At 56.0% G+C, this 23,679-nt stretch carries 18 protein-coding genes and 3 tRNA genes; 13 read left to right on the plus strand and 8 right to left on the minus strand.

Features of this window, described 5'->3' with window-relative positions; all coding sequences use genetic code 11:
* Both ACN080_RS09080 and ACN080_RS09085 read right to left on the minus strand, forming a co-directional pair.
* Positions 1-1,797, minus strand: a 1,797-nt coding sequence (locus ACN080_RS09080) for an alpha/beta hydrolase (protein WP_419113599.1), incomplete at its 3' end; no start/stop codon positions are given.
* Positions 1,798-1,802: 5 nt separating this feature from the next.
* Complete coding sequence (locus ACN080_RS09085) at positions 1,803-2,069, minus strand: hypothetical protein (RefSeq protein ID WP_419104652.1); 267 nt, start codon at positions 2,067-2,069, stop codon at positions 1,803-1,805.
* 291 nt (positions 2,070-2,360) lie between these two features.
* On the opposite strand from ACN080_RS09085, the gene metG reads away from it, so the two are divergent.
* On the plus strand, positions 2,361-3,902 hold the full coding sequence (gene metG, locus ACN080_RS09090; RefSeq protein WP_419104653.1) for a methionine--tRNA ligase: 1,542 nt from the start codon (positions 2,361-2,363) through the stop codon (positions 3,900-3,902).
* A gap of 90 nt (positions 3,903-3,992) precedes the next feature.
* Here the strand turns inward: metG and ACN080_RS09095 are convergent, their stop codons facing one another.
* On the minus strand, positions 3,993-5,063 hold the full coding sequence (locus tag ACN080_RS09095; protein ID WP_419104654.1) for a hypothetical protein: 1,071 nt from the start codon (positions 5,061-5,063) through the stop codon (positions 3,993-3,995).
* A gap of 115 nt (positions 5,064-5,178) precedes the next feature.
* Here ACN080_RS09095 and ACN080_RS09100 point away from each other — a divergent pair, with 115 nt between their 5' ends.
* The gene (locus tag ACN080_RS09100) at positions 5,179-6,123 is read left to right on the plus strand and encodes a hypothetical protein (RefSeq protein ID WP_419104655.1); all 945 of its coding nucleotides are present in this window, start codon (positions 5,179-5,181) and stop codon (positions 6,121-6,123) included.
* Between the two features lie 146 nt (positions 6,124-6,269).
* Here the strand turns inward: ACN080_RS09100 and ACN080_RS09105 are convergent, their stop codons facing one another.
* From ACN080_RS09105 to ACN080_RS09120, 4 genes are all read right to left on the minus strand, one after another.
* On the minus strand, positions 6,270-8,849 hold the full coding sequence (locus ACN080_RS09105; protein WP_419113600.1) for an FtsX-like permease family protein: 2,580 nt from the start codon (positions 8,847-8,849) through the stop codon (positions 6,270-6,272).
* A gap of 1 nt (position 8,850) precedes the next feature.
* Entirely contained in the window at positions 8,851-9,603 is a 753-nt protein-coding gene (locus ACN080_RS09110) for an ABC transporter ATP-binding protein (RefSeq protein ID WP_419099461.1), read from the minus strand.
* A gap of 118 nt (positions 9,604-9,721) precedes the next feature.
* On the minus strand, positions 9,722-10,483 hold the full coding sequence (locus tag ACN080_RS09115; RefSeq protein WP_419113601.1) for a response regulator: 762 nt from the start codon (positions 10,481-10,483) through the stop codon (positions 9,722-9,724).
* 81 nt (positions 10,484-10,564) lie between these two features.
* A complete protein-coding gene (locus ACN080_RS09120; protein WP_419113602.1) occupies positions 10,565-11,818 on the minus strand; it encodes a sensor histidine kinase in 1,254 nt (417 codons plus the stop codon).
* A 123-nt stretch (positions 11,819-11,941) separates the two neighbouring features.
* On the opposite strand from ACN080_RS09120, the gene thrC reads away from it, so the two are divergent.
* The 5 genes from thrC to ACN080_RS09145 all read left to right on the plus strand — a co-directional run bounded on the left by thrC (position 11,942) and on the right by ACN080_RS09145 (position 16,786).
* Positions 11,942-13,369, plus strand: a complete 1,428-nt coding sequence (thrC, locus tag ACN080_RS09125; RefSeq protein ID WP_419113603.1) for a threonine synthase — start codon at positions 11,942-11,944, stop codon at positions 13,367-13,369.
* Positions 13,370-13,409: 40 nt separating this feature from the next.
* Positions 13,410-13,682: a type II toxin-antitoxin system RelB/DinJ family antitoxin gene (locus ACN080_RS09130; protein ID WP_419113604.1), complete on the plus strand. Its 273-nt coding sequence runs from the start codon at positions 13,410-13,412 to the stop codon at positions 13,680-13,682.
* 179 nt (positions 13,683-13,861) lie between these two features.
* Positions 13,862-14,263 carry a hypothetical protein gene (locus ACN080_RS09135; protein WP_419113605.1) on the plus strand — a complete coding sequence of 134 codons (402 nt, stop codon included), beginning with the start codon at positions 13,862-13,864 and terminating at the stop codon, positions 14,261-14,263.
* Positions 14,264-14,363: 100 nt separating this feature from the next.
* Positions 14,364-15,425 (plus strand): 3-isopropylmalate dehydrogenase, encoded by a 1,062-nt coding sequence (locus tag ACN080_RS09140; protein ID WP_419113606.1) that lies wholly within the window; start codon positions 14,364-14,366, stop codon positions 15,423-15,425.
* A gap of 263 nt (positions 15,426-15,688) precedes the next feature.
* A complete protein-coding gene (locus ACN080_RS09145; protein WP_419113607.1) occupies positions 15,689-16,786 on the plus strand; it encodes a branched-chain amino acid aminotransferase in 1,098 nt (365 codons plus the stop codon).
* Between the two features lie 125 nt (positions 16,787-16,911).
* Here the strand turns inward: ACN080_RS09145 and ACN080_RS09150 are convergent, their stop codons facing one another.
* Entirely contained in the window at positions 16,912-18,579 is a 1,668-nt protein-coding gene (locus ACN080_RS09150) for an ATP-binding cassette domain-containing protein (protein ID WP_419113608.1), read from the minus strand.
* A gap of 245 nt (positions 18,580-18,824) precedes the next feature.
* On the opposite strand from ACN080_RS09150, the gene ACN080_RS09155 reads away from it, so the two are divergent.
* The 6 genes from ACN080_RS09155 to ACN080_RS09180 all read left to right on the plus strand — a co-directional run bounded on the left by ACN080_RS09155 (position 18,825) and on the right by ACN080_RS09180 (position 23,599).
* Positions 18,825-20,273, plus strand: coding sequence for a pentapeptide repeat-containing protein (locus ACN080_RS09155; protein ID WP_419113609.1), 1,449 nt, complete (start codon positions 18,825-18,827; stop codon positions 20,271-20,273).
* Positions 20,274-20,561: 288 nt separating this feature from the next.
* Positions 20,562-21,338, plus strand: coding sequence for a fumarylacetoacetate hydrolase family protein (locus ACN080_RS09160; RefSeq protein WP_419113610.1), 777 nt, complete (start codon positions 20,562-20,564; stop codon positions 21,336-21,338).
* Positions 21,339-21,382: 44 nt separating this feature from the next.
* A complete protein-coding gene (gltX, locus tag ACN080_RS09165; RefSeq protein WP_419113611.1) occupies positions 21,383-22,900 on the plus strand; it encodes a glutamate--tRNA ligase in 1,518 nt (505 codons plus the stop codon).
* 276 nt (positions 22,901-23,176) lie between these two features.
* Positions 23,177-23,248: transfer RNA gene (locus tag ACN080_RS09170), tRNA-Gln, on the plus strand.
* A gap of 25 nt (positions 23,249-23,273) precedes the next feature.
* Positions 23,274-23,346, plus strand: a tRNA-Glu gene (locus ACN080_RS09175).
* A 180-nt stretch (positions 23,347-23,526) separates the two neighbouring features.
* Positions 23,527-23,599, plus strand: a tRNA-Glu gene (locus ACN080_RS09180).
* Positions 23,600-23,679: the final 80 nt, after the last annotated feature.

The raw sequence follows: 23,679 nt of genomic DNA on the forward strand, positions 1-23,679 counted from the left end.
CACAGCTAAATGATCCGGGTGAGCCTGCACATCATCCACCTGCTTCTGATCAAGCCCCGCAGATCCTAGGAAGACGGCGCTATCAACTTGTGTTTTCATTTCAGTCATACCGGAAAAGGTTGTATCTGTTCCATAGGAATGAGCAACAGTATTGAGGCGGATATTGTCCTCTCCCCGTAAAGTATTCAGCGTATCCAGATCCTGAGCGTAGCGGTGCCCGCCCTCATGTGCTTTATCATTATCAAGAACGGAAAGGTCTTCTGCGGGCCCCTTGGGCGCTTCATAATTCATCCAGGCCACAGTTGCATGTTGAGGCGCAGAACCATTACCAGTGATTATATTCCCGTGGTGTATTATGGCTGATTCTTCAGCTTTGTAGAGGGAACCGGCTGATCTGATGTGGCTGTTAACGTCACTGTCGCGCAGAGCACTATTATCAATGCCATGCGTCAGATAACTAATTGACTCTGCTTTGTCTAAATTACCAAGTACAAAAGCTGCTTTAACATCATCCCAATGCTCTTCATCTAAGCTGCCTGTTGATACTTCAAAGGTTATAATCTGTACGTCAGGATAGTTAGCTTTATTTTCCTCATACTGCTTAAGCATATTTCTTGCCGTGCCACGTACATTATCTGGCAAATGCAGCTTTTCAAGATTGAACGGGGAATCAGGTAGCTTGAGTCCATCAACTCTCTCAAGATTTCTGGCTTCTTCAGAATCCTGAGAAAGAATCCTCACCAAATTCACATTGGCCTCTGACCTATAGGTGTACTGGATGCCCTGCATATTTCCAACAAGACCGGGAGCATATTGGATCAGAGCTTTCCGCTGCGCTTCGTTCAAAGTTCCTGGTGGTACCTGATCATCAGCGTTGATTGAACGCCAGTTCCCCTTATCATCAGTGAATTGGTTCTGGGCGTTCCACCACTTCTGAGTATCCTTGGCGCGTTGGACATTGTCTCCACCAATAGGATTCGAAGCAAACAGCGCGTATTTTGGATTGGCAGTGAAAAAAGTTTGAATCTGTTCCGGTGTCATCTGTGAGAGCAGATCCAGTAACCGTGGCATATTTTCTTCCGATGTTCTAGCATCTTCAAACGCACGTATCAGGGTCAACGAATCAAAGAGCTCAAAACTAGTCAAGACATCACTAGGGGCACTAAAAGGATTACCTTGATGAGGGGTACCACCACGGTTGTTATAGAGTGCGTCGACCGAATCGGCAATCGAATACTGCTCGATAATCTCAGAAGCCTTCGTAAAATATTCATCCCGGATATCATCAACAATTCTTTGCGCATTAGCTATTGCCGCATCAGCGTCAGCAATATCCCCGCGCAGACCACCATGCCCTGTCCACCCATGAATTGTCAGGGCAATAATCGGATCAGGGCTTTCATCTTTCGCAGCCTCTTCTTCCAGCCTCGCAATCTTATCCTGTGCATCATTTTTCGCTGTTTGAGCATCTTGAGCTGATTTCAATGCAGCATCAGCACGCTCCTGCATATCTCTTAATTGTCTTTTCCATCTACTTACAGCATCAGATGCCTTTTCGTAGGCATAGGCTATACGAGATACTAGGCCTGCACCGTCTGAAGCTACCGCTTCAAGCCTGCGGATTCGGTTACCCTCGCCATCGATACTCGTGTATTCCAAAAGAGACTCACGATAAGGATCGATAAGATAGTTGCGCTGTTCCCACCAAAAGTTTGAGATCGAAATCCAGGCATCGGGATCTCCGGGGCAGGGATCCCCGCCAGCAAGAGGAGACCAATCACTAGGACGTGTAGACATGGCCCCTACTTCCCTCCTGCATCAGCTGCTTTAAAAGACCTATAAGCTTCTTGCGCCCCGTCGCGGGCATTGGTAAATGCTTCCATTGCGCTAGCCAGAAGCTTTCCGTCCTGCCCTCTAACTACACCGGCATGGTGTTCAGCTACCGGGTCCTGGCTTGCAGAGTGTTCGCAGGCGGAACTAGCTAGGGTCTCAAAGTTGGCTCGGGTTTTTTCAAAGATATCTATGACCGACTGGAGGTCTTCATATCTGAATTTAAGAGTATCGGTCATCCTTGTCAGCTCTTTCTTTCTGCATCTTCCCGTGTTTACCCTTCTAAAGGTGTCAGGTAAGTATTCTGGTTCATGATTCTACTTGAGTAGATGCATAGCTGAAACCTTTAGATGCAACGGCTAGGGGCATGTTATAGCTTGATCCATCAATCCCACTAGTCCTAGCCCTAGCGAGTTCCATTCATTGAGGTAGGCCAGCCCCTACACTGTTAGCCCCTGCGGGAGTAGTTCTTACCCTCATGCGGGATCAGCAGGTCGCCGGTTTGTTCCCCACCCTGTAAAATCATGACTATGACTGCTACCCCCTACTACATCACCACCGCAATTTCTTACCCCAACGGCGCCCCTCACATCGGCCATGCCTATGAGGTCATTGCCGCTGACACCATGGCCCGTTTCAAGAAACTAGACGGTTTTGATGTGCGCTTCATGACCGGTACCGACGAACACGGCCAAAAGATGCAAACCACTGCACAGAAGCAGGGGAAAAGCCCCAAGGAACTAGCCGACGAAAACTCAGCCCGATTCCGCGCAATGGCCGAGCTCGTGGGAGCCGACTTTGACCGCTTTATCCGCACCACCGACCCCGACCACTACGCCGCATCTCAAGCCATCTGGAAGAAGATGGAAGAGAAGGGCGATATTTACCTGGATAAGTACGCAGGCTGGTACTCGGTCCGCGATGAGGCCTACTACACCGAAGAAGAAACCGAACTGCGTGACGGTGTGCGCTATGCGATTGCTACCGATACAGAGGTTGAATGGACCGAAGAAGAATCCTACTTCTTCCGCCTCTCAAAGTACGCCGACCGCCTGCTTGACCTGTATGAAACCGAGGGCTACGTCTACCCCGAAACCCGCCGTAACGAGCTGGCCTCTTTTATTAAGGGTGGCCTCAACGACCTCTCCATCTCCCGCACAACCTTTGACTGGGGCGTACCTGTACCCGGCAACGACAAGCACGTCATGTACGTCTGGGTCGATGCGCTGACCAACTACCTGACAGGTGTGGGCTACCCCGATACCGACAGCGAACTCTTCACCACATACTGGCCTGCTGATATGCACCTGATCGGAAAGGACATCACCCGTTTCCATGCTATCTACTGGCCTGCCTTCCTCTGGTCCGCTGGGCTGGAACTACCCCAGAAGGTCTTTGGACACGGCTTCTTGCTGGTGGACGGCGAAAAGATGTCAAAGTCCATCGGCAACACCCTGGACCCCGCAGACCTGGTAGCAGGCTTTGGCCTGGATCAGCTCCGCTTCTTCCTGCTCCGCGATGTTTCTTTCGGTCAGGACGGCTCCTACTCAGCCGAGGCTATCAAGAACCGTATTAACTCCGACCTGGCCAATGACCTGGGCAACCTGGCCCAGCGCTCACTGTCTATGGTTGCTAAGAACTGTCAGGGCACTGTTCCCCAGCCCGGGCAGTTTACTGCGGAGGATACGGCTATGCTTGAGGCCGCAGGTGCTCTACTGGAGCAGGTCCGGGCTGACTTTGATATTCTGGCCTTCCATCGTGCCCTAGAACGTATCTGGCAGGTTGTCGGTGAAGCTAACCGCTACTTCACGGCCCAGGAACCCTGGAAGCTCCGCAAGACCGACCCGGAACGTATGAACACCGTTCTGTACGTGACCGCTGAGGTTCTACGCATTGTGGCAACCCTCACCCAGCCGGTCATGCCTACCTCTATGGGTAAGCTCCTAGACCTACTGGCTGTGGCACCGGAAAACCGTAGCTTTAGGGACCTTGACCGGGCCCTGGTCGCTGGTACTGTTCTGCCCGCGCCTGCTCCGATTTTCCCGCGTTATGAGGACCCCAAGGAAGCCTAACCCGTAGCCACCGGTAAGAATAGCAGATAGAGCTCAGGCCCGCCCCCAAGATAAGGGGAGCGGGCCTGAAGCTATCCGAGGTAAGAATCTTTAGAACCAGCCCAGTTGGGTGACCCGGTAATAAATCTGTTGTGCGATAGCGACATAGCCCCAGCCATTGAGGTGGAAGCCGTCGGTGGCATAGAAGCTGGGGGGAATCTTCCCTTCCTTGTAGGCGGCGCGGTCCTTATCGGATGACCAGACCCCGGACCCTGCCAGCGCACCGTAGCGGAGCCAGCTTTCCTGGGTGGTTTCACGGAGAAAGGTCTCGGGGTTCATGAATCTATCCCCGAAGGTTTTAGCTGCCCAGGTGTTGTAGGTTTCGACCTGCTTAGCCCGATCTGATGTGTTTGAATCCTTTTGGGCGCGGAAGTGCCCCAGAACAATCGAGCGGGTGGGGGCCATGTCAAAAGCCCGTTGGGTATCTTCCTGTATACGGGAGGTTTCCGCCAGATTGTTGCGACCGATTTGAAGTACATGGTAGCAAGCGCGGCTAATCATCTCCTGGTAGGAGTAAAGCCAGGCTGCAGCTGTATCGGAGGGCGCATAAATTTCTTCGCCGGGAACTGTTCTGGTAAAGAATAAGCTGTTTTCGGTTTCCCCAGCTAACAATAGGCCGGGGACGTCGCCAACGTAGCCTGGGACCTGTGTAGAAGAGCCCCAAGAAACATTGGCATCCGAGGCCAAGGTAACGGGCACTGTGCCTGAAGCTGGAATCATGTCATCCGGGAAAACTAATTTATATCGATTAGCTGATACACCCCGCCGTGCAGTAATCAGGGAAGAGGTGTCCCCTCCTCGCCCAAAACCGAGAACCGGCACGGAGAGATAGCTTGAAAGAAGCTCAGGTAGGGTTGCTTTGACTCCGGCAGGAACACCTTGATCGGCGTAAGCTCCTTCTACGGATGAACTGCCCCAGATAGCTAAGGAAGGGCCAGAAACAGTGGGGTAAATGTATTCTGCGGGGAAGACAGTAGAGCTGGCATCGGCTGCCTGAGCCGCCTGCTGACCGGCCAAGCCCCCTGCAGCTGCTGTGGCTACAGTTGCAACGCCCGTGAGGGTTGCAAAACGGACGAGGTCGCGGCGGCTGGTGCGAACTCCTGGCTGTGTTTCAGGTGTCATGGTGGTGCGGTTGCTACTTTCTGTGACGAGTCCGTCGTGTCATCACGGGAAGTTGTGGTGATGCCCGACTATTTATAGTAGTTAGAATGGATGATGATTAGCTAGGGAGGCTTGCGTGTCATTACTTACTGCCCACGGTGTTAAGGCTGGTACGAGCCTGGCCCTTTTGCTTGTTGTGGCCCTGACTGGGTGTAAGCCCCAGCCCCAAAATTTTCAGGAGCTTGAGCCTGAACAAGCAAACCCGGAGCACATTACCGCTCTTGAGAGTTTGATGTATCCCCCTGAGGGTGCAGAAAAGGCTCGCCGTGCTTTTGTTGAGCGCTGTGTAGCTCAAGCCGGGGGTAAATACCTGGAGCCGGTTGCGGTGCATAGCCTGGACCACGCTGTCTATACCGGGCGCACTACTGATGAGTTGAAAGCTAACGGGTACGGGCCTTTGCCCGCCCAGAGCGACCGAGCAACTGCCAGCTTTGACCAGGCTGGTCTTGATGCCTACCTGGGCAAGGGCGATAGTACCTTGAGCGTGAGCTTCATGGATTATTCCAGTGGGGAACTGAAAGCTGACGGCTGTATGGCTCAGAGCTATGAGTACCTCTATGGGTCGGTTGAAAACGGTATTAAGGCCGCCCTCTTGGCTCCCCAGTTTGGCTCGGCTATCGCCGATAGCCTGCGCTCGGACGAGAAGTACGTTGAGTTGCAGAGGCAGTGGGCTAGCTGTATGTCCGATGCTGGCTTTGGCCAGGTCAAGAGTACCGACCTGGCCTCTTACCAGGCTAGCCTGGTAGGCCAGGCGGATGCTAAGAAGATGCTGGAGGCCGATATTTCCTGTCGTGAAAGACATTCTTTTGATTCCTCCGTTTCTGAGCTCAAAAATTCTTACTACGAGTCCGTTTACAAACGGCTCAAACAGTTCAAGGATGAGCTTGAAGCTATCCACGCTACCTCCCAGGAGCGGGTGGAAGCGGATAAGGCCGACCCCAAGAACACCTCAACGGTCACCCTACCCACACCCTCTGAGAGTGCTAGCGCCTCAGCTGAGCCAACAGCCACAGCATCCTAGGGACGCGGCCAGCCTTTCCCACCCTCCTGCTAGCCTCCTGGTGCTCATCGGTGCCGTGCCCAGCTCATACTGGCCCAAAGCTCGTAGAGGTGGGCACAGCACCGAATTTCTTGGCCCAATATGAACTAGTAGTGTGCCTACCAGCTTTAGGGGGTCTCTTGCAGGCTGACGACCGGTGAGAGACGCGAAGCCCGCAGGGCTGGTATCAGGCTAGTGAGCCAGGTCAGAGCGACCCCGCCGATCAGAATCAGGAGCAGGTCCCAGCCATGAACAGAGTAGTTCATGCTAAAACCATTGGTGGCATACACCTGCAAGAGCAAGATCGCACAAGCATAACCAGCCCCAATACCCAACAGTATGGACAGCAAAGCCACCAGGGTCGTCTCGAAGGAAATCATGGCCCTCAACTGTTTCTTGCTCATACCCGCAACCCTCAACAGGGCGTAGGGGCGGCGCCGCTGGTAGGCGCTCAGAATCTGGGTATTGGCTATACCAATCAGAGTAATAGCCAGGGTTGCCCCCAGTAGCCCCAGGGCAACGTAGAGGCCTATGTTTAGACCCAACTCAATATCTCTACCCATGGTCAGGCTCCCGTAGAGGCTACCCTGGGCAAGCCCCACCTGGCTCTCAAGGCCCTTCAAAGCCGCCAACTGCTGATCGCTACTGAGCGAGGGGTCAAAGCCAAGAATCAGGGCGGGTGAGTCGGGGGAGGGCGAGGTAGCTAGAAGCTCGGAACCGCTTATTCTCTGACCTGTTACCCGGGTCATGACAGGTCCAAACAAATCAGTATCCGTATAAACAACAGTCAGTTCCTGGCTCTTGTGGGTTCCAGCAACCCTAATTTTGCTACCCTCTACGAGACCGAGTGATTCAGCGCTTGAGGCATTGATGATGAGCTGGTCATCGGCCAAGGGGTGCGGGAAATCATAGGGAGCTAAGCGATCTAGCTGAGAAGCATCGAGAGAATATACGCTCACTCTGTTGGCATCCTGGTAGAGCTTATTCTCCAAGGAGCCCTGGGGGATTGCCACAGTCGCCGCATCTACCCCGCCAAAAGCCTGAACTTCTTGCTCCAAGCGGGTGCTAGCCTCCCAGCTCTGAGCACTCACAAAGCCCGAAGCAGGGAAAGGGTAGGACCGCTCAATATCCTCAAGGACGGAAACCTTCAGGCTAGTGAAACCGGTCATGAGAGCAGCTAGAAAGGCTGCGCAGATAAAGAGCATCCGGCCGCTAGCTACGGTCTGGCCCTTAGCCTGCCGGATATTACTATGGGCCATATCGGCGGTAGTAAATGGCTGGCAGAACCTGCTCGTCACAGCGAGCAGGGGGGATAGGAAGAAAGGGAAAACCAGGACAAGGAGGGTTGCCAGGGCAACCGTGGCCAGCACATACCCTGGCTCTAAGGGAGAACTCTGAGCCCAGAAGATACCCACAGCTACCAGGGCTACAAGGAGGAGCACCAGCAGCCAGAACCAGACCTTCTTAAGGACGCTCCTTGTCCGGGGCTCAGGTACGCTCTGGATGGCTGTGATGGGCGAAATCTTGCGCATTGACCAGGCTGGTGCCAAAGCGCTAAGGACGGCAACAGTCCCACAGATAAAGAGGGAGATGAGGGCTGGGACGGGGGAGAAATCGATCATGTAGCCCCCGGTCATAAAAGTGGATATAAGGAATGCCAGGCCATAGGCCGTGACGATACCCGCTAGAGCAGAAAGCACACCCAGCATGAAGGCTTCCAGTAGGAGCATCCGCACCAGAGCAAAACGGGTGGCACCCAGAGTACGGAGCAGAGCCAGTTCGCGGGTACGCGAGGCCGCGTAGACCCGGTAGGTATTAGCTATCACAAAACTGGACATGAGGAGGGATAGCAGGCCGAAGCCCAGAACAACGGCGGTGACCTGTGAGATCCCCCCGGTGAAGTCATCTACATCCTTTTGGATTTGTTCCTCTACAGTAGAGACCGCCACCTCAAGCCCTGCTGATGTGAGCTGCTGCTTGAAATCATGGACTGAAACCCCCGGTGCTAACTTGACCATCATCATGCTGTAGCCGCTACTGGGGTCAGCTTCAAGTGACTTGGTGTAGTCTGCGGTCAAGCTACCGCCGGTGAAGACCATATTATTCATAGGTCCCGTAGCAGCTTTTTGTGCGTAGATACCGCTGATTTTAAAGTCACTGGTTGGGGGTAATCCCTGAAAGTCAACGGGTAGGGTGTAGTCAGTCATCCGTACCGTCTGCCCAACTCTCAGATCGGAGTTTTGAGCAAGGGAGGAGGGTATGAGGACCTGACTGCTGGTGCTGGGGAGATCACCCTCTTGAAGGGTGAGAGAGAGAACAGAATCATCGGCCGCTAAATCAGTGCGTTTGACCAAGAAACTTGGTTCTTGGGCCCCCGAGCCAGCTAAATACATGACATCATCAGCTGTTGCTACACCCCAACTGGATTTGACCAGGGAACTAGCCTGAACCTGCTGGGCAGCCTTCTGACTCAAGTAGGGGGGACTTTCTATAACAAACTGGCTGTGATCAGGGTCCTCCAAGACCAGATCCGAGTTCCCATAGAACTGGGCCGCTGACTCACGCAAGCTAGTCATGAGCGACAGGTTGCTGATAAGAACCGCTGAGAGGAAGAAAGCCGAGATAGCAATACCGATGGAGGTCAGCGCAAAGCGCAGCCTGTGCTTACCCAGGTTAGAGCGGGCAACGGTGCCCAATGTGGTTGCCATGCTATTCACCCAACCCAGAAAGCGCCGCAAGCACTGACTCGCGGGTGGGGGATTCAAGCACACCGGCCAATTTGCCGTCGCGCAGCAGTACTACCCGGTCAGCATAAGAGGCCGCTACCGGGTCGTGGGTGACCATGAGAATGGTCTGCCCCTGAGCGCGGGCAGCCTGCTGTAGCAGATCTAAAACCTCGGCACTAGAAACTGAGTCCAATGACCCGGTTGGCTCATCGGCAAAAATGACGGCGGGGCGGGGTAGAAGCGCTCTGGCAATGGCTACTCGCTGCTGCTGGCCACCCGATAGCTCAGCCGGGGCATGCTTGAGCCGGTCCGTCAGGCCCAGAACCCGTACCAGCTCATCACGCCAAATATTATCAACCTTCATCTTGGCAAGACCCAGGGGCAGATCAATGTTCTGGCCTGCGGTCAGTGTGGGGACCAGATTGTAGGCCTGGAAGATAAAGCCGATATTCTTGGCCCGGAACTCTGCTAGCACGGAATCTTTGAGGCCCAGCAGTTCGACACCCCGTACCTGCAAAGAAGAATCAGTCCCGGGGTCTGGGGTATCGAGGGTGGCAAGGACGTGGAGCAGAGTGGACTTGCCAGAACCTGAGGGGCCCATAATGGCGGTGAACTTGCCGCGTTCAAAGTCGATGCTGACCTGATCAAGGGCGCGCACGGACGAAGTACCGCTTCCGTAAGTTTTGCTGAGGTTGCGTGCGCCTACCGCAACGGGAAATGTGTGGTGTGTATTCATAGTTCCAGTCTGGCAAGAGATCTACCTGGATACATCAGGCCTGGGAGTGAAACCTGGGAAGGACCTCATACCCGGGTATGAGATACCTGTTCCCGGCCTGGAACGACCGACAAGTAGCCTAGGGCAGGAGGCCTGCCTCATAGGCCATAATGACGACCTGCACACGGTCGCGGGCGCACAACTTAGCCAGAATATGGGAGACATGCGTCTTGACGGTTGCCTCCGACACAAAAAGCTCTGAGGTGATTTCAGCGTTGCTGAGGCCCCGGGCCATGAGCATGAAAATCTCGAACTCGCGGGCAGTCAAGCTGGCTATTTCCTGCTGGTGTTTACCGCTGGACCGAGCAGAGGAGCCAGCCTGCCGGTCCGCGGGTAAGCCAGCAAACCCCACGGCCTGGCCCGCGCCCTGACCGGATGGGGCATCCTGCGCTAGCTGGGGGATAATCATCTGCTCCAAGAGACGCTTCGTAGCACTTGGTGCAATGACGGCATCCCCCCGGTAGATAGTACGGATAGCCTCCAAGAGCTGCTCAGCAGGCGCGTCCTTAAGCAAGAAGCCACTGGCCCCGCGCTGGACCGCCGCGTAGACATAGTCATCAATATCAAAAGTTGTCAGCATAACGATACGAACGGAGGGGTAGCCCGCAATAATTGCCCCGGTCGCCTCGATACCATCCATGACCGGCATACGCACATCCATGAGCACCACATGGGGTACAGAACCCTGCCCCGCCAACTGCCGGGTAAGCTCCACAGCTTCCTGGCCATTCGATGCCTGACCTACCACCGTCAAATCAGGCTGGGAACCAACCAACATGGCAAGGCCAGAGCGCACCAACTGCTGATCATCAACCAGCATGACCCTAATCTTTCCGCTCATCGTCTCTTCTCAATCCTCTCGACCTCAACAACTTCTCTCTTAACAGCTGGCCTGCCCCGGCCAAAAAGACAGCCAGCGCTCTTAGGGAGCAAATGGAATCTGCGCAAAGACCCTAAACGAGCCGTCCGCCAGGCGCCCGTAATGCAAGCTACCCCTATACATATCAACTCGTTCCCGCATACCCAGCAAACCACGGCGGGCACCGGCCAAAGGCTCCGAAGCCTGAACCTGGGGCGCATTGACCACATCAATATCTAAGGAACGCTTACCCTCACGAACCGTCACCGTCACCAGCGGGGTCGTGGGGCTATGCTTACGCACATTGGTCAGAGCCTCCTGCACAATACGGTAGACCGTCAGCTCAGCCCCCTGCGGCAGCTTCTCCTCAACTCCCTCGCACTCCCACACCAGCCTGGCATTAAAACCCAGCTCCTGCATCTGATCCACTAGCTGCGGCACATTGTGCAAAGCCGGTAGAGGCTGAAAAGCGGCGCCCTCATCCGTCCGCAAAACTCCCAGCAGGGAACGCATCTGCTGCAAAGAAGAACGAGCCGTCTCAGAAATAGTCCCTAAGGCGGCAATCTCCACCGGCTCGACCAGCTCACCGCCTCGGGCGGAAGACTCTAGCTCCGCCTGCTGACGGGCTTGAGCCACATACCGTGCCCCGTCCGCCTGCGTAATAATGACCGAAAGAGAATGAGCCACAATATCGTGCATCTCCCTGGCAATACGCGCACGCTCATCCAGGGCCGCCATGACCCGCTCCTGCTCCCGCTCATGCACCAACTGCCGGTTACGCTCAACCAGCGACCTCTGCCGGTTATCCCGCAAGCGCCTAGTATCACCCAGAAACCAGGCAATCGTGCACAAGGCGGCACAAAAGAAGAAAATAACCAGAGAAAGAACCAAAAGCTCAACGGTGCTCCAGCTATAGACAGAAGCAAGCTGAAAACCCGCACTAGCCCCAGCCACCACTGAAGCCACCAAAAAAAGAACAATAGTTACTATACGCACCCGGCGCTCGCCGTACCTGGCCCAGTGATAGACCGCCAGCGGAGCCGACCACCACATATCAAGAGCCGGGAAGGGCAAAACAATAGTAACCAGCAAGCCCACAAGGACTAAAACAGTCACGGTCTTTGGCCTGCTATAGCGGAAATAGAGACTGCCGGTCACCACTGCCCAAAGGAGCATATAGAGCCACCAGAGATTATCGTTGAGGCCCGCAATACCGGTAAAACCAACCGTAAACAACTGGCACAAGGCAACAAAAATACCGTTCACCCAGCGCTTACGCCGAGCCAAAACAGCCGGTTCAAATAGAAAGCTCTCCACCCCACCAGTTTAGGTTGCGCCAGCACCCAGAACCCAGCACCCACCCTGCACCAGGCCCAAGTTCATACCCCAGTATGAAGCGCCTACCGGCCTACCCCCACCAGAAAAGGTAACCTTATAGTCATGCAGTACATCTCCACTCGCGACACCACCCGCACCCCAGCCCACTTCACCGACATCCTCCTGGGAGGCCTAGCCCCCGACGGTGGCCTCTACCTCCCCGTCTCCTACCCCCAGATCAACGATGCCACCCTCACCCGCTGGCGGGCCGTCCTCGCTACCGAAGGCTACCAGGGGCTCGCCGCCCAAATCCTGGCCCTCTACATTGATGACATCCCCCTAGAAGACCTCAAGGCCATTACCGCCCGCGCCTACTCCTACCCCAAATTCGCCTCCCCAGAGATCGTGCCAGTCACCGAGTTGGAACCCGGTATCCTCATCGGACACCTTTCAGAAGGCCCCACCGCCGCCTTCAAAGACATGGCCATGCAACTACTGGGCGAACTCTTCGAATACGAACTAGCTCGCCGCGACCAAGACCTGAACATTGTAGGCTCAACCTCTGGCGACACCGGCTCATCCGCCGAATACGCCATGCGCGGCCGCACCGGCATTAAGGTCTTCATGCTGACCCCCGCCGGGCGCATGACCCCCTTCCAACAAGCCCAAATGTTCGGCCTAGACGATGCCAACATCTTCAACATCGCCCTCGAGGGCGTATTCGACGACTGCCAGGATATCGTCAAAGCTATCTCCTCCGATGCCAGCTTCAAGGCAGAAAAACGCATCGGCGCCGTAAACTCCATCAACTGGGCCCGCCTCATGGCCCAGATCGTTTACTACGTTTCCTGCTGGATCCGCTCCACCGAAACCAACGACCAGAAGATCTCCTTCTGCGTACCCACCGGCAACTTCGGTGACATCTGCGCCGGCCATATCGCCCGCCAGATGGGCCTGCCCATTGACCGCCTAATCGTGGCAACCAACGAGAACGACGTCCTCGATGAATTCTTCCGCACCGGCAACTACCGTGTCCGTTCCTCGGCTAATACCTTAGAGACCTCCAGCCCCTCCATGGATATCTCGCGCGCTTCCAACTTCGAGCGCTTCATCTACGACCTGCTCGACCGCGACGCCGAGCGGGTGGGCGACCTCTTCGGCCGACAGGTCAAAGAGGGCGGTTTTACCCTGGCAGAGGACCCAGCCTTCACCGATGCCGCAGATAAGTTCGGCTTCGCATCGGGCCGCTCCACCCACGCTGACCGGGTGGCTACGATTCGTGATGCCCATGAGCGGCTGAACGTCCTGCTTGACCCTCACACAGCCGATGGTGTGAAGGTTGCCCGCGACTGGGCCGATAGGGTCGAAACTCCCATTATCTGCATGGAGACCGCGCTACCGGTCAAGTTCGCGGAAACCATCAAGGAAGCAACCGGCTCCGAGCCCGCTATCCCTGAGCGCTTCGCGGGCATCATGGAGGCCGACCGCCACCTAATTGACCTACCCAATGATGTAGAGGCTGTTAAAGCTCTGATTGCGCGCGAGGTCTAAGACTATGGGCAAGGGGCTTGTGGGGAGATTGGGCAAAGCTGTGCCTACCAACCTCCCTGAACGCCAGACCCGAGCCAGTTGGCAGGCACAGCCTTGCCCTGAGGCCATGCGGCTCTTCAGCCAACTTGGTTTCGACATGAGTACAGCCTTGAATATGTTTCTTCGCCAGGCGCTCGTGGATAACGGAATACCGTTTACCCCGCGTCGCGAAAACCCTGCCAGCGCTCGCGCACGCTACGAAGCAGAAAATGGGCTGGGGGAGAAGTTCTCGTCTGTTGATGAGCTGATGGCAGACCTGACCGATGCTTTGTAGTATCACCCGAACCCCTCAATTCAAGCGCGATGCTAAGGCCCTCCTCAAAAAGCATGACAAGGCAGAAAAGCTTGGTGCTCGTACTTACTGGCACCGGTAGCCATGACGATTTGTTCTAGTTAAAATTACCCGGGTGTAAAGCCTGTCAGAAGAAAACAGGCCCTGCTAGGGTTTGCCGTATGGAGGCACTCACCGACGAGCAGAAAAACCTGCTGGCCGCGCTCATCACTCAGGGTCTGCCGCTGGATACCGAAAGCCACAAGCCCAGCGCACAGGAACGGCAAGGGCTAATCCGCAGGCTGAACACAGCACAGGCCAAACAGAGCTGCGATTGCTCCACCTGCATCACCCTTACCCTGCACTACCCGGCAGACTCAGAAGCCACCTTGCTGGCTAGCCCGCCTGAAACACCGGCACCCCGCACTGTCTTAACCGCAACCACCCAGGACGGATCCGCCCTGCTTCTGGTCCATCTAGGGGGGCAGTACCTGACCGACCTTGAAATAGCACCCATCGGTCAAAACCCCGTCTGCCTACCCCCGCCCGGAAGAACTCGTCTTCTTTGCAGCAGCACCGGGTAATGGTGCAGAGGTTCCCACAGGGGCAGGCCAGCCGGCCAATATATGAAACCCAAAGCCAAAATATGGGCAAAGGGCACTGTGCAGGACTAGCCTTAAGAACATGACTGAAACTCCCTCCATCAACCTGGCAGTAATTCCCGGTGACGGTATCGGCCCCGAAGTAGTAGCCCAAGCCCAGCGCGTCCTGACCCGCGCCGCCGAACTTGACCAGATTGCTGTCACCGCCACCGAGTACCCCCTGGGTGCTGATCACTGGCTAGCAACCGGCGAAACCCTCTCAGAAGAGACCAAAGCAAAACTAGCAACCCACGACGCCATCCTCTTTGGTGCCGTCGGCGCAGACCCCCGCTCCACCCAAGTGCCTAGCGGCCTGATTGAGCGTGAAATCCTGCTCAACCTACGCTTCTCCTTTGACCACTACATCAACCTGCGCCCCTCACGCCTCTACCCCGGTGCAGTCTCCCCGCTAGCTAACCCCGGCCAAATCGACTTTGTGGTTGTGCGTGAAGGCACCGAAGGCCCCTACGCAGGTAACGGCGGTGTCCTGCGCGCCGGAACCCCCGAAGAAATCGCCACTGAAGTATCGCTCAACACCGCTCACGGTATCGAGCGACTGATTCGCTACGCTTTTGAGCTGGCTAATACCCGCGACAAGAAGAAGCTGACTCTGATCCACAAGACCAACGTCCTGGTCAACGCAGGGGCCCTCTATACCCGCATCTTCAACCAGGTAGCCACCCAATACCCGCAGGTCACCACCGACTACCTGCACATTGACGCGGCCACCATCTTCCTAACCACCGACCCGGCACGGTTCGATGTCATCGTCACCGACAACCTCTTTGGCGACATTCTGACCGACCAGGCAGGCGCTATTAGCGGCGGTATCGGTTACGCGGCCTGCGGAAACATTAATGCCGACCGCACCTTCCCCTCCATGTTCGAGCCGGTCCACGGCTCCGCCCCCGACATCGCAGGGCTCAACAAGGCTAACCCCACGGCAAGCATCCTGGCCGCCGCCATGCTCCTGCGTCACCTGGGCTACGAGGGCACCGCCGCCCGCATTGACCGCGCCGTAGAAGCAGACCTAGCTGCCAACCCCGGTGCAACCCGCGGTACTGACGAGATCGGTTCCGCAATTCTGGCCGCCCTGGATGCCTAAGCTCCTTGGTCCCTTCCGTCTCACCGGCGGGGACCCACGTTAGGTAGAGCACAGAAACCACAGAGCTGATGTATTCTCATAAGGAAAAGGAAGATAAGGGCACACACCAAGCCAAAAGCTCAGGAGCCCGCCCCTGGCCAGCAAGGCTGTGCACTAGCACCCCCTAAAACGCCAGACCCGAGCCAGCTGGCGCACAGCCTTGCTTACCCGGGCTTAACATTTTGACAAGCTACAGTCCCATACGCTGTGATTGAAGGACGAACATGACCCTGGAATTTTCTATTACCCGCAACCCCAACCCCGCCAGCGCTGAGCGCAGGGCAGAAATTCTTGCCGACCCCGGTTTCGGCAACCATTTTACCGACCACATGGTCCGTATCGACTGGAAAGGCAGCCACGCCGACGGCGGTGAATGGTCCAAGGCCCAGGTGTTGCCCTACGGGCCTGTCAGCCTTGACCCGGCGGCCAGTGTCTTCCACTACGGGCAGGAAATTTTTGAGGGCATCAAGGCCTACCGCCAGGCTGACGGCTCCATCACCACCTTCCGCCCCCAGGAGAACGCCGCCCGGCTGAACAAGTCGGCAGACCGACTGGTTCTGCCCCATCTGCCCGAGGAACTGTTCCTGGAGGCAATCCGCCAGTTGGTTACCATCGACGCTGACTGGGTGCCCTCCGGTGAAGGGGAATCCCTCTACCTGCGCCCCTTCATGATCGCCACAGAGGCTTTTCTGGGGATCCGCCCTGCCCGTGAAGTTTCCTTCTATGTGATTGCCTCACCCGCCGGTAACTACTTTGGCACGCCCAAGCCCGTTGATATTTGGCTATCTACCACCTACGCCCGCGCCGGTGTGGGCGGTACCGGCGAAGCCAAGTGCGGCGGCAACTACGCCGCCTCACTTGCCGCCCAGTTGGAAGGCGAAGCCCAGGGCTGTAAGCAGGTCATTTTCAAGGACCCCAACCGCGATGATGCCATTGAGGAACTGGGTGGCATGAACGTCTTCTTTGTCTTCAAGGACGGGCGTATTGCCACCCCTGAGCTAACCGGCACTATTTTGCGCGGTGTTACCCGCAAATCCATCATCAAGCTGGCCCAGGACAGGGGCTACACCCTTGAAGAGCGCAAAATTACTCTGTCTGAATGGCGCCAGGGCGTAGCCAGCGGTGAGATTACCGAGGTCTTTGCCTGCGGTACCGCCGCTGTGATTACTCCCGTGGGTAAGCTCAAGGCCGCTGATTTTGAGGTCCCCTCAGCCTCCGGTGCTGAGGGCGGGCCCGTGACCATGAGCCTGCGTCAAGAACTAGTCGGTATTCAGACCGGCAAGGTTGAGGACCGCTTGGGCTGGAACGTCACACTGGTCTAAGAATCACTGGGCCTTGAGCCTGTAGCTCAGCTCCGGTCGATGCTGTACCAGAAAGGCTCAGCTTAAGAACTGTGCCCGCCTTTCCTGCTAGTGCAGGGGAGGCGGGCATCTATCTTTAGGCGGTTTTAGGGCAAATCCAAGGTCCGGGTGAGGTCCAGCTGTTGGCAGAAATATTCGTCATGGCTGACCACCAGCAAGGCACCTCTGTAACTAGCTAAGGCAGATACCAGCCAGTCCACCGAAGCTATATCCAGGTTGTTGGTTGGCTCATCGAGAAGGAGAAGTTGAGGGGCCGGGGTTGCAAGAAGCTGGCGGGCAAGAGCCACCCGGAAGCGTTCACCGCCGGAGAGACCCTCTAGCGGGAGTTCCACACGGTCTCGGCGGAAAAGTAGGCGGGCGAGGCTATCGCGTACTTCTTGGGTGGTGAGCTGGGGGTCAGCCTGCCTCACATAGTCAAGCATGGTGGTATCCGCTGGTAAATCAATCACTTGGGGCAGGTAGCTGACCGCTTGTAGGCAATAGGTGACACTGTAAATGCTGGGGAGAGCGTTAGCTACCTGGTCTTTATACTCAGTAGATCCTGCCTGCGCTATAGCCCTGAGTAGGGTGGTCTTGCCAGAGCCGTTAGGCCCAGCCAGCCGTAGGCGTTCTGGGCCTTGCAGGGCAAGATAGCGTGGCTGGTCAGATGGCATACTGATGCCGGGGTTCACAAGTTCCAGCTCAAGAACCCGCTTCCCTGGTGGTAGGGAAGTGCCGGGCAAATCGAGATAGACGGATTCGTCCTTGCGTAGGGCGTCCGCAGTTTTCTGCTTGGTGGCCTGGGCTATTTGCAGGCGTTCCTGGTGAGTTTTGCGGAGCTTGGCAGCAGACACCTGCGCCGTTGAAGCGGCCAGGCCCATTTCCATGGCTGATGCCTTCTTGCGTGCCTTAAAGGTTTGAGCTTGCCGATGAGAACGCGCCAGCTTTGTCTCAGCCTCAATACGGTCACGTTTCTCTTTACGTTCGACCTGCTGAGCCTGTCTATAGTGACGGCGGACGGCTTCTTGCTCTTGGGCAATGGCCTGCCGATAGACAGCATAGTTACCGGTAAAGGAGCGCATATTGCCTGCCCTCAGTTCGAGGATAGCCTGGACGCGCGATAGCAGTTCCCGGTCGTGAGTAACAATGAGGGCGGGGCAGGGAAGGCGCTCTAGGAGCTGGTAGAAGCGTTCCTTTGTTTGGCCGTCGAGGTTGTTAGTGGGTTCATCCAGTAAGAGGAAGCTGGGGGAGCCAGAGAGTGCCCCGGCTAGGGCGGCGGTGACTGCCTGCCCGCCGGACAGAGTGCCTACCCTTCGCCGGAGGAACTGACGACAGCCGGCTGGTTCTACCGTGTTTGATGGGGAGAAACCTGTGGCGGTGAGCTGGGCTAGGGCATGTTCGGCGGCGTCCCAGTGATCACCGATGGTGTCCAGGAGGGCGGGGGAGTAGTTGCCTGATTCTAGCTCGTCGAGGGCATCGAGGATAGTGCTGATACCGAAGAGGTCAGCCAGGGTTTGCTTTGCAGATAGCCCTAGATCTTGGGGTAGATAGGCGGTGCTGGAAGGGGTCCTGATGCTCCCGGAAGTGGGGGTCAGCTGCCCTGCAAGTATTTTGAGCAGGGTTGACTTGCCGCTACCGTTATCACCAATGAGGGCGGTGATGGGGGCTGTGACTGTACCTGTGATGTTGGTGAGGCAGGGTGTGCCGTCGGGCCAGGTGTGGGTGAGGTGGGTGAAGCTGATGGCTGTGGGTACGGAAGGGGGGGGTGCGGGCACGGTGGATAGTCCTCAGTTCTCAGGGGGGTGCTGAAAACCGGTGCCGGGTGCGGGCAGAGTGTTTCAGCCTGGGCTAGAGAGCTGCTGAAAAATCCACTGATGTGCCTTCCGTAGACAGTAATTCCGAGAGCTAGTTTATGGTTGGGCGTAGAAACCCGTCAAGAGAGTTTTTGTATGGTTGTAGGGAGGAGGCTTGGCATACTTAAGTTTAAGTGAATTGTGCGTGCGAGAAGGGCTATGAGCAGGTGGGTAAGCAACAGCAGGAGAGGGGCGGGCAAGTGGGCAACTCGGTAGAGAGCTGGCTTAAAATGGGGTTCTGGGTAGCTGGCACAATAATTTATGGGTGGTTATTTACTGGGTTATTGAATAAACGTGATTATCCCAATCTGACTTTTAGCAGTGCTTTGGGTCTGTTAGATTTGGGCCCGGCTCTGCTGGGTGGCTTAACGGTTATGGGTCTAGCCTGGTTCCTGCGGCGAAAGAATACCGTAAACAGCGGTTCCAACAGGCTGTTCCGTATTGTGGTGGCGGTTCTTCCGGCTCTTTTTGTGGTCTCTGCGTTGGCTACTTTGGTGTTAACTCTTACTACCTATAACGGTGATTGGGTGGATGCCCGGCAGGGCCTTGCGACCGCTTTTGCGGCTTTGATTGCTGCGGTGGGTGTTGTGGTGTCTGTTGCTGTCAGTTACCAGACGGGTGAGGAAAACAGGCTTGCCCAGCAGGAGAACCTGAGGCGGCAGCTCGAACATCAGAGGGAGATTGAGGACGAACGCGCCCAGCGGGAGCAGAATAAGCAGGATGCTGAAATTATCAAGTCGCTCAATGACCGCATGCATGAGATTCTGTCGCGTCGCTACAGCAAGGATGAGAACGAGCGGTCAGCAAGCTATTTTCAGCTAGCAACCCTCTACCAGGATTGGGAAACTCTGGCGGCTTCATCGGAAGTTGTGAAAAGGCAGAAAAATAGCCAGCAGAGAAATATCCTGAAAATTCTTTTTGGTGTTCCTCAAGAGAAGGATGGAGAGCTGGTTGATGGGCGAACTAAACTGGAGGAAACAACTCTCAATTCGATTATTCAGGATATTTTTCCAGTTTATCAAAAATCGGCAATACCCATTAATAATAAATTTGCTGAGAATGATTCCGAATCGAGAATTTTTGATTTAAGTTTTCTTGATTTGAGGAACCTAAATTTTTCGTACCGAGATTTAGGGAACTCAAATTTAAATTGTTCTCACTTGGAAGATTCGTACCTATGGGGCGCTTACTTGAAGGATGCGAATCTAGGAGGGGTATTCCTCAAGGACTCAACGCTGAATGAAGCGAATATGAATGGGTGCAATCTAAGGGGCGCTAATCTGGAAGGTGCAAAGTTTTGGCATACAAATTTAAAAGATGCAGAATTATATTTTGCTCATTTGGAACGAGCCTATCTAGCAGGGGTTAATCTTGAAGAAGCTGATTTATTTAGTTCTTTTTTAAATGAAGCTCGGTTCATTTTCCGCGAAGAAGCTGAAGATATTAATAACCCCGAAACTAGGAAATTTATTGTAGAACGTGTCTCTTGTTGCGAGATGTTGCCAGCTCGCGAGGAACTCTTGAAAAGTGACCTCTCTGAAGGTCTTGTAGATGAAATTATTACGGAGTACAGGCGTCGCCGCGCGGCTCAGGGCAATGCGGCCTTGGAATCCTAATATCCGGGACTAACTCCCTGTTGTCTCCAAGAGAAAGGTCGGTCGCTGACGGCTTGCGATTCACATTCTCGGTGCTAATCTCCCATCAGGCACAGCGGGTAGGCAAGCTCGATGGGGGCTGGCGTGAATCACCGAGTTAGCGCCAGCGAACCTGGCGAGAAGGGCCCTTGCCGTAGCTGTGTCTGCTGAGCGACTAGCAACCCTATAACCAAATACAGGTTGCCTAGTTGTTTACCTAACCGCCCCTGCCCTGCGCGCAGGGCAGGCGAGTCCGGTAGGCTAGTAGCCATGCGCATTGCTCGATTTACCGTAGACGATAACCTTCACTTTGGCCTGGTTGAGGGTGAGCCCGGCTCCGAAACCCTCACCGTGCTGACCGGCGACCCTTTCTACACCGGGGTCAACCCCACCGATAAGAAGTACGACCTGGTGGACGTCCGCCTGCTGGCCCCCATCATTCCCCGCTCCAAAGTCATTGGGGCCGCCCGCAACTGGCGCGACCACGCCAGCGAGCTGGGCAACCAAACCCCCACCAGCCCGCAGTTCTTCTTCAAACCCAACACCTCCGTGATCGGCCCCGGCGATCCTATCGCCCTGCCCGACTGGTCCTCCGACGTGTCCTACGAGGGCGAACTGGCCGTTGTCATCGGCCGTATCGCCAAGTCCGTGCCGCTAGAGCGCGTACCCGAGGTCATCTACGGCTACACCGTAGCCAACGACTTGACCGCCCGCGACGCCCAGAACACCGATGTACAGTGGGCCCGCGCCAAGGGCTTTGACGGCTCCTGCCCGATCGGGCCCTGGATCGAAACCGACCTGGACACCGACGACCTAGCCGTTCAGACCTGGGTGGACGGCGACCTTAAACAGGACGGCACTACCGCCGACATGGTTTTCTCCGTAGCCGAGCTCGTAGCCGCCGCCAGCGAATACTTCACCCTGCTACCCGGTGACGTCATCCTCACCGGCACCCCCGCAGGAGTAGGCCGCCTGAGCGCAGGCAACGAGGTGGAAATTGAGGTCGAAGGCATCGGCTCCCTGATCAACACCGTCCGCGCCGACTAAAAACTTTTCCTAGAACCCACAACGAAAGAGATGTGACCCCACCCATGACTGATTACGCCCTCAAGCTGTCAGATCCCAGCGAAACCCGCGTGCGTTTCTGCCCCTCGCCCACCGGCACCCCCCACGTGGGCATGGTCCGCACTGCCCTCTTCAACTGGGCCTACGCCAAGCACACCGGCGGCAAGCTCATCTTCCGTATTGAAGACACCGACGCCGCTCGTGACTCCGAAGAGTCCTTCAACCAGGTTCTCGAATCCCTGCAGTGGCTGGGTATTCACTGGGACGAGGGTGTAGGTGTGGGCGGCCCCCACGAACCCTACCGCCAGTCACAGCGCATGGACATCTACGCCCAGATCATTGACAAGCTCAAGGCCGGCGGCTTCGTTTACGAAGATTTTTCCACCCCCGAAGAGGTTGAGGAGCGCCACCGCGCCAAGGGTGAAGACCCCAAGCTGGGCTACGACAACTTTGACCGCGACCTGACCGAAGAGCAGAAGGCCGCCTACCGTGCCGAGGGCCGCACCCCCGTTTTGCGCCTGCGCATGCCCGATGAAGACATCATCTTCAAGGACCTGGTGCGCGGCGAAATCACTTTCAAGGCCGGTTCCGTTCCCGACTTCGTTGTGGTGCGCGCTAACGGTCGCCCCCTCTACACCCTGGTCAACCCCGTGGACGATGCCCTCATGGGTATCACCCACGTTTTGCGCGGCGAAGATCTGCTGTCCTCCACCCCCCGCCAGATTGCCCTCTACCGGGCGCTGGTTGCCGTGGGTGTTACCAGCTTCATCCCTGAGTTCGGCCACCTGCCCTACGTCATGGGCCAGGGTAACAAGAAGCTCTCCAAGCGCGACCCCGAGTCCAGCCTCTACAACCTGCTCGATGCTGGCTTCATCAAGGAGGGCCTGCTTAACTACCTGTCCCTGCTGGGCTGGTCCCTGTCCCATGACGAAGATATCTTCAGCATGGACACCATGGTTGAGCACTTTGACGTCAAGGACGTGCTGGCTAACCCTGCCCGCTTTGACCTCAAAAAGGCAGAAGCTATCAACGGCACCCACATTCGTATGCTTGAGGCAGAGGACTTCCGCAACCGCCTGGTTCCCTTCCTGCACAAGGACGGCCTGGTCACCGCCAAGAGCTTTGAGGAGCTGACTGAGCGCGAGCAGGCTATCCTGACCCAAGCCGCTCCGCTGGTTCAGGAGCGTATGCAGTTGCTGGGGGAGACCGCCGGCCTGCTGGGCTTCCTCTTCACAAAGGACCAAGAGATTGAGGTCGCTGAGGACGCCGCCAAGCAGCTCAAAGAGTCAGCACCCGCTGTGCTCCAAGCCGCTCTCACAGTTCTTGAACCCCTGGAGACCTTCACTGCCCAGGCTATTGAGGAGGCCCTGCGTAGCGCCATCGTGGAGGGCCTAGAGATTAAGCCCCGCCTGGCTTTTGGCCCCGTGCGTACCGCTGTCAGTGGTGCCCGCATCTCACCGCCGCTCTTTGAGTCCATGGAGATTCTAGGGAAGGAGTCCTCGCTGGCTCGCCTCAAGAAACTGCACCAAGAGCTTGCCGCCTAAGTCGGCGATACTCTAAACCAAGAACCTGCCTGACCCCAGCTCTGGGGAGGGGCAGGTTCTTTAGCTTTTTGGGGCACCCCCAAAAAAATTTTTGAAGGGAATTTTTGGCCCCAAAAACCGCGAAAAACCGGGGAACTTTGGGATTCTGTGCGCCCTGAAAGAAGGCCTTGTGATGTAGGTCTACCCTTTTCAAGTTGCACGCCCCTTGGGGGTCGTATAAAGTTATAACTCGTTGCGGCGATGACTTCCTCAGGGAAATCAGCTAAGCAATACCAATGGGATATGGTGTAATTGGCAACACTACGGTTTCTGGTACCGTCATTCTAGGTTCGAGTCCTGGTATCCCAGCGAACATCTTGTTTCAAGATGTCACGGCCCCATCGTATAGCGGCCTAGTACTCCGCCCTCTCACGGCGGCAACACCGGTTCAAATCCGGTTGGGGTCACAGGCTAAAGATTCCTCCACCTAAGGTTTAGGTGGGGGAATTTTTTTTGTTCCCGCTGTTGGCTGTGTGCTAAGGTCCCGCTGTGGCTGAAACTACAGTATCTCAAGTTGCGTACTAGCGGGGTGGCCTATATAGTTTTATCTGTTGCCACAAAGGTAGCAGCTCTTTTTTGAGAGCAAGGGCCCCATCGTATAGCGGCCTAGTACTCCGCCCTCTCACGGCGGCAACACCGGTTCAAATCCGGTTGGGGTCACAGGCTAAAGATTCCTCCACCTAAAGTTTAGGTGGGGGAATTTTTTTGTACCCTGTGCTGACCGGCAGGCACCAGCGGCA

Origin of the sequence: Rothia sp. CCM 9416 (assembly GCF_048513535.1) — a bacterium.
Classification (GTDB): domain Bacteria; phylum Actinomycetota; class Actinomycetes; order Actinomycetales; family Micrococcaceae; genus Rothia.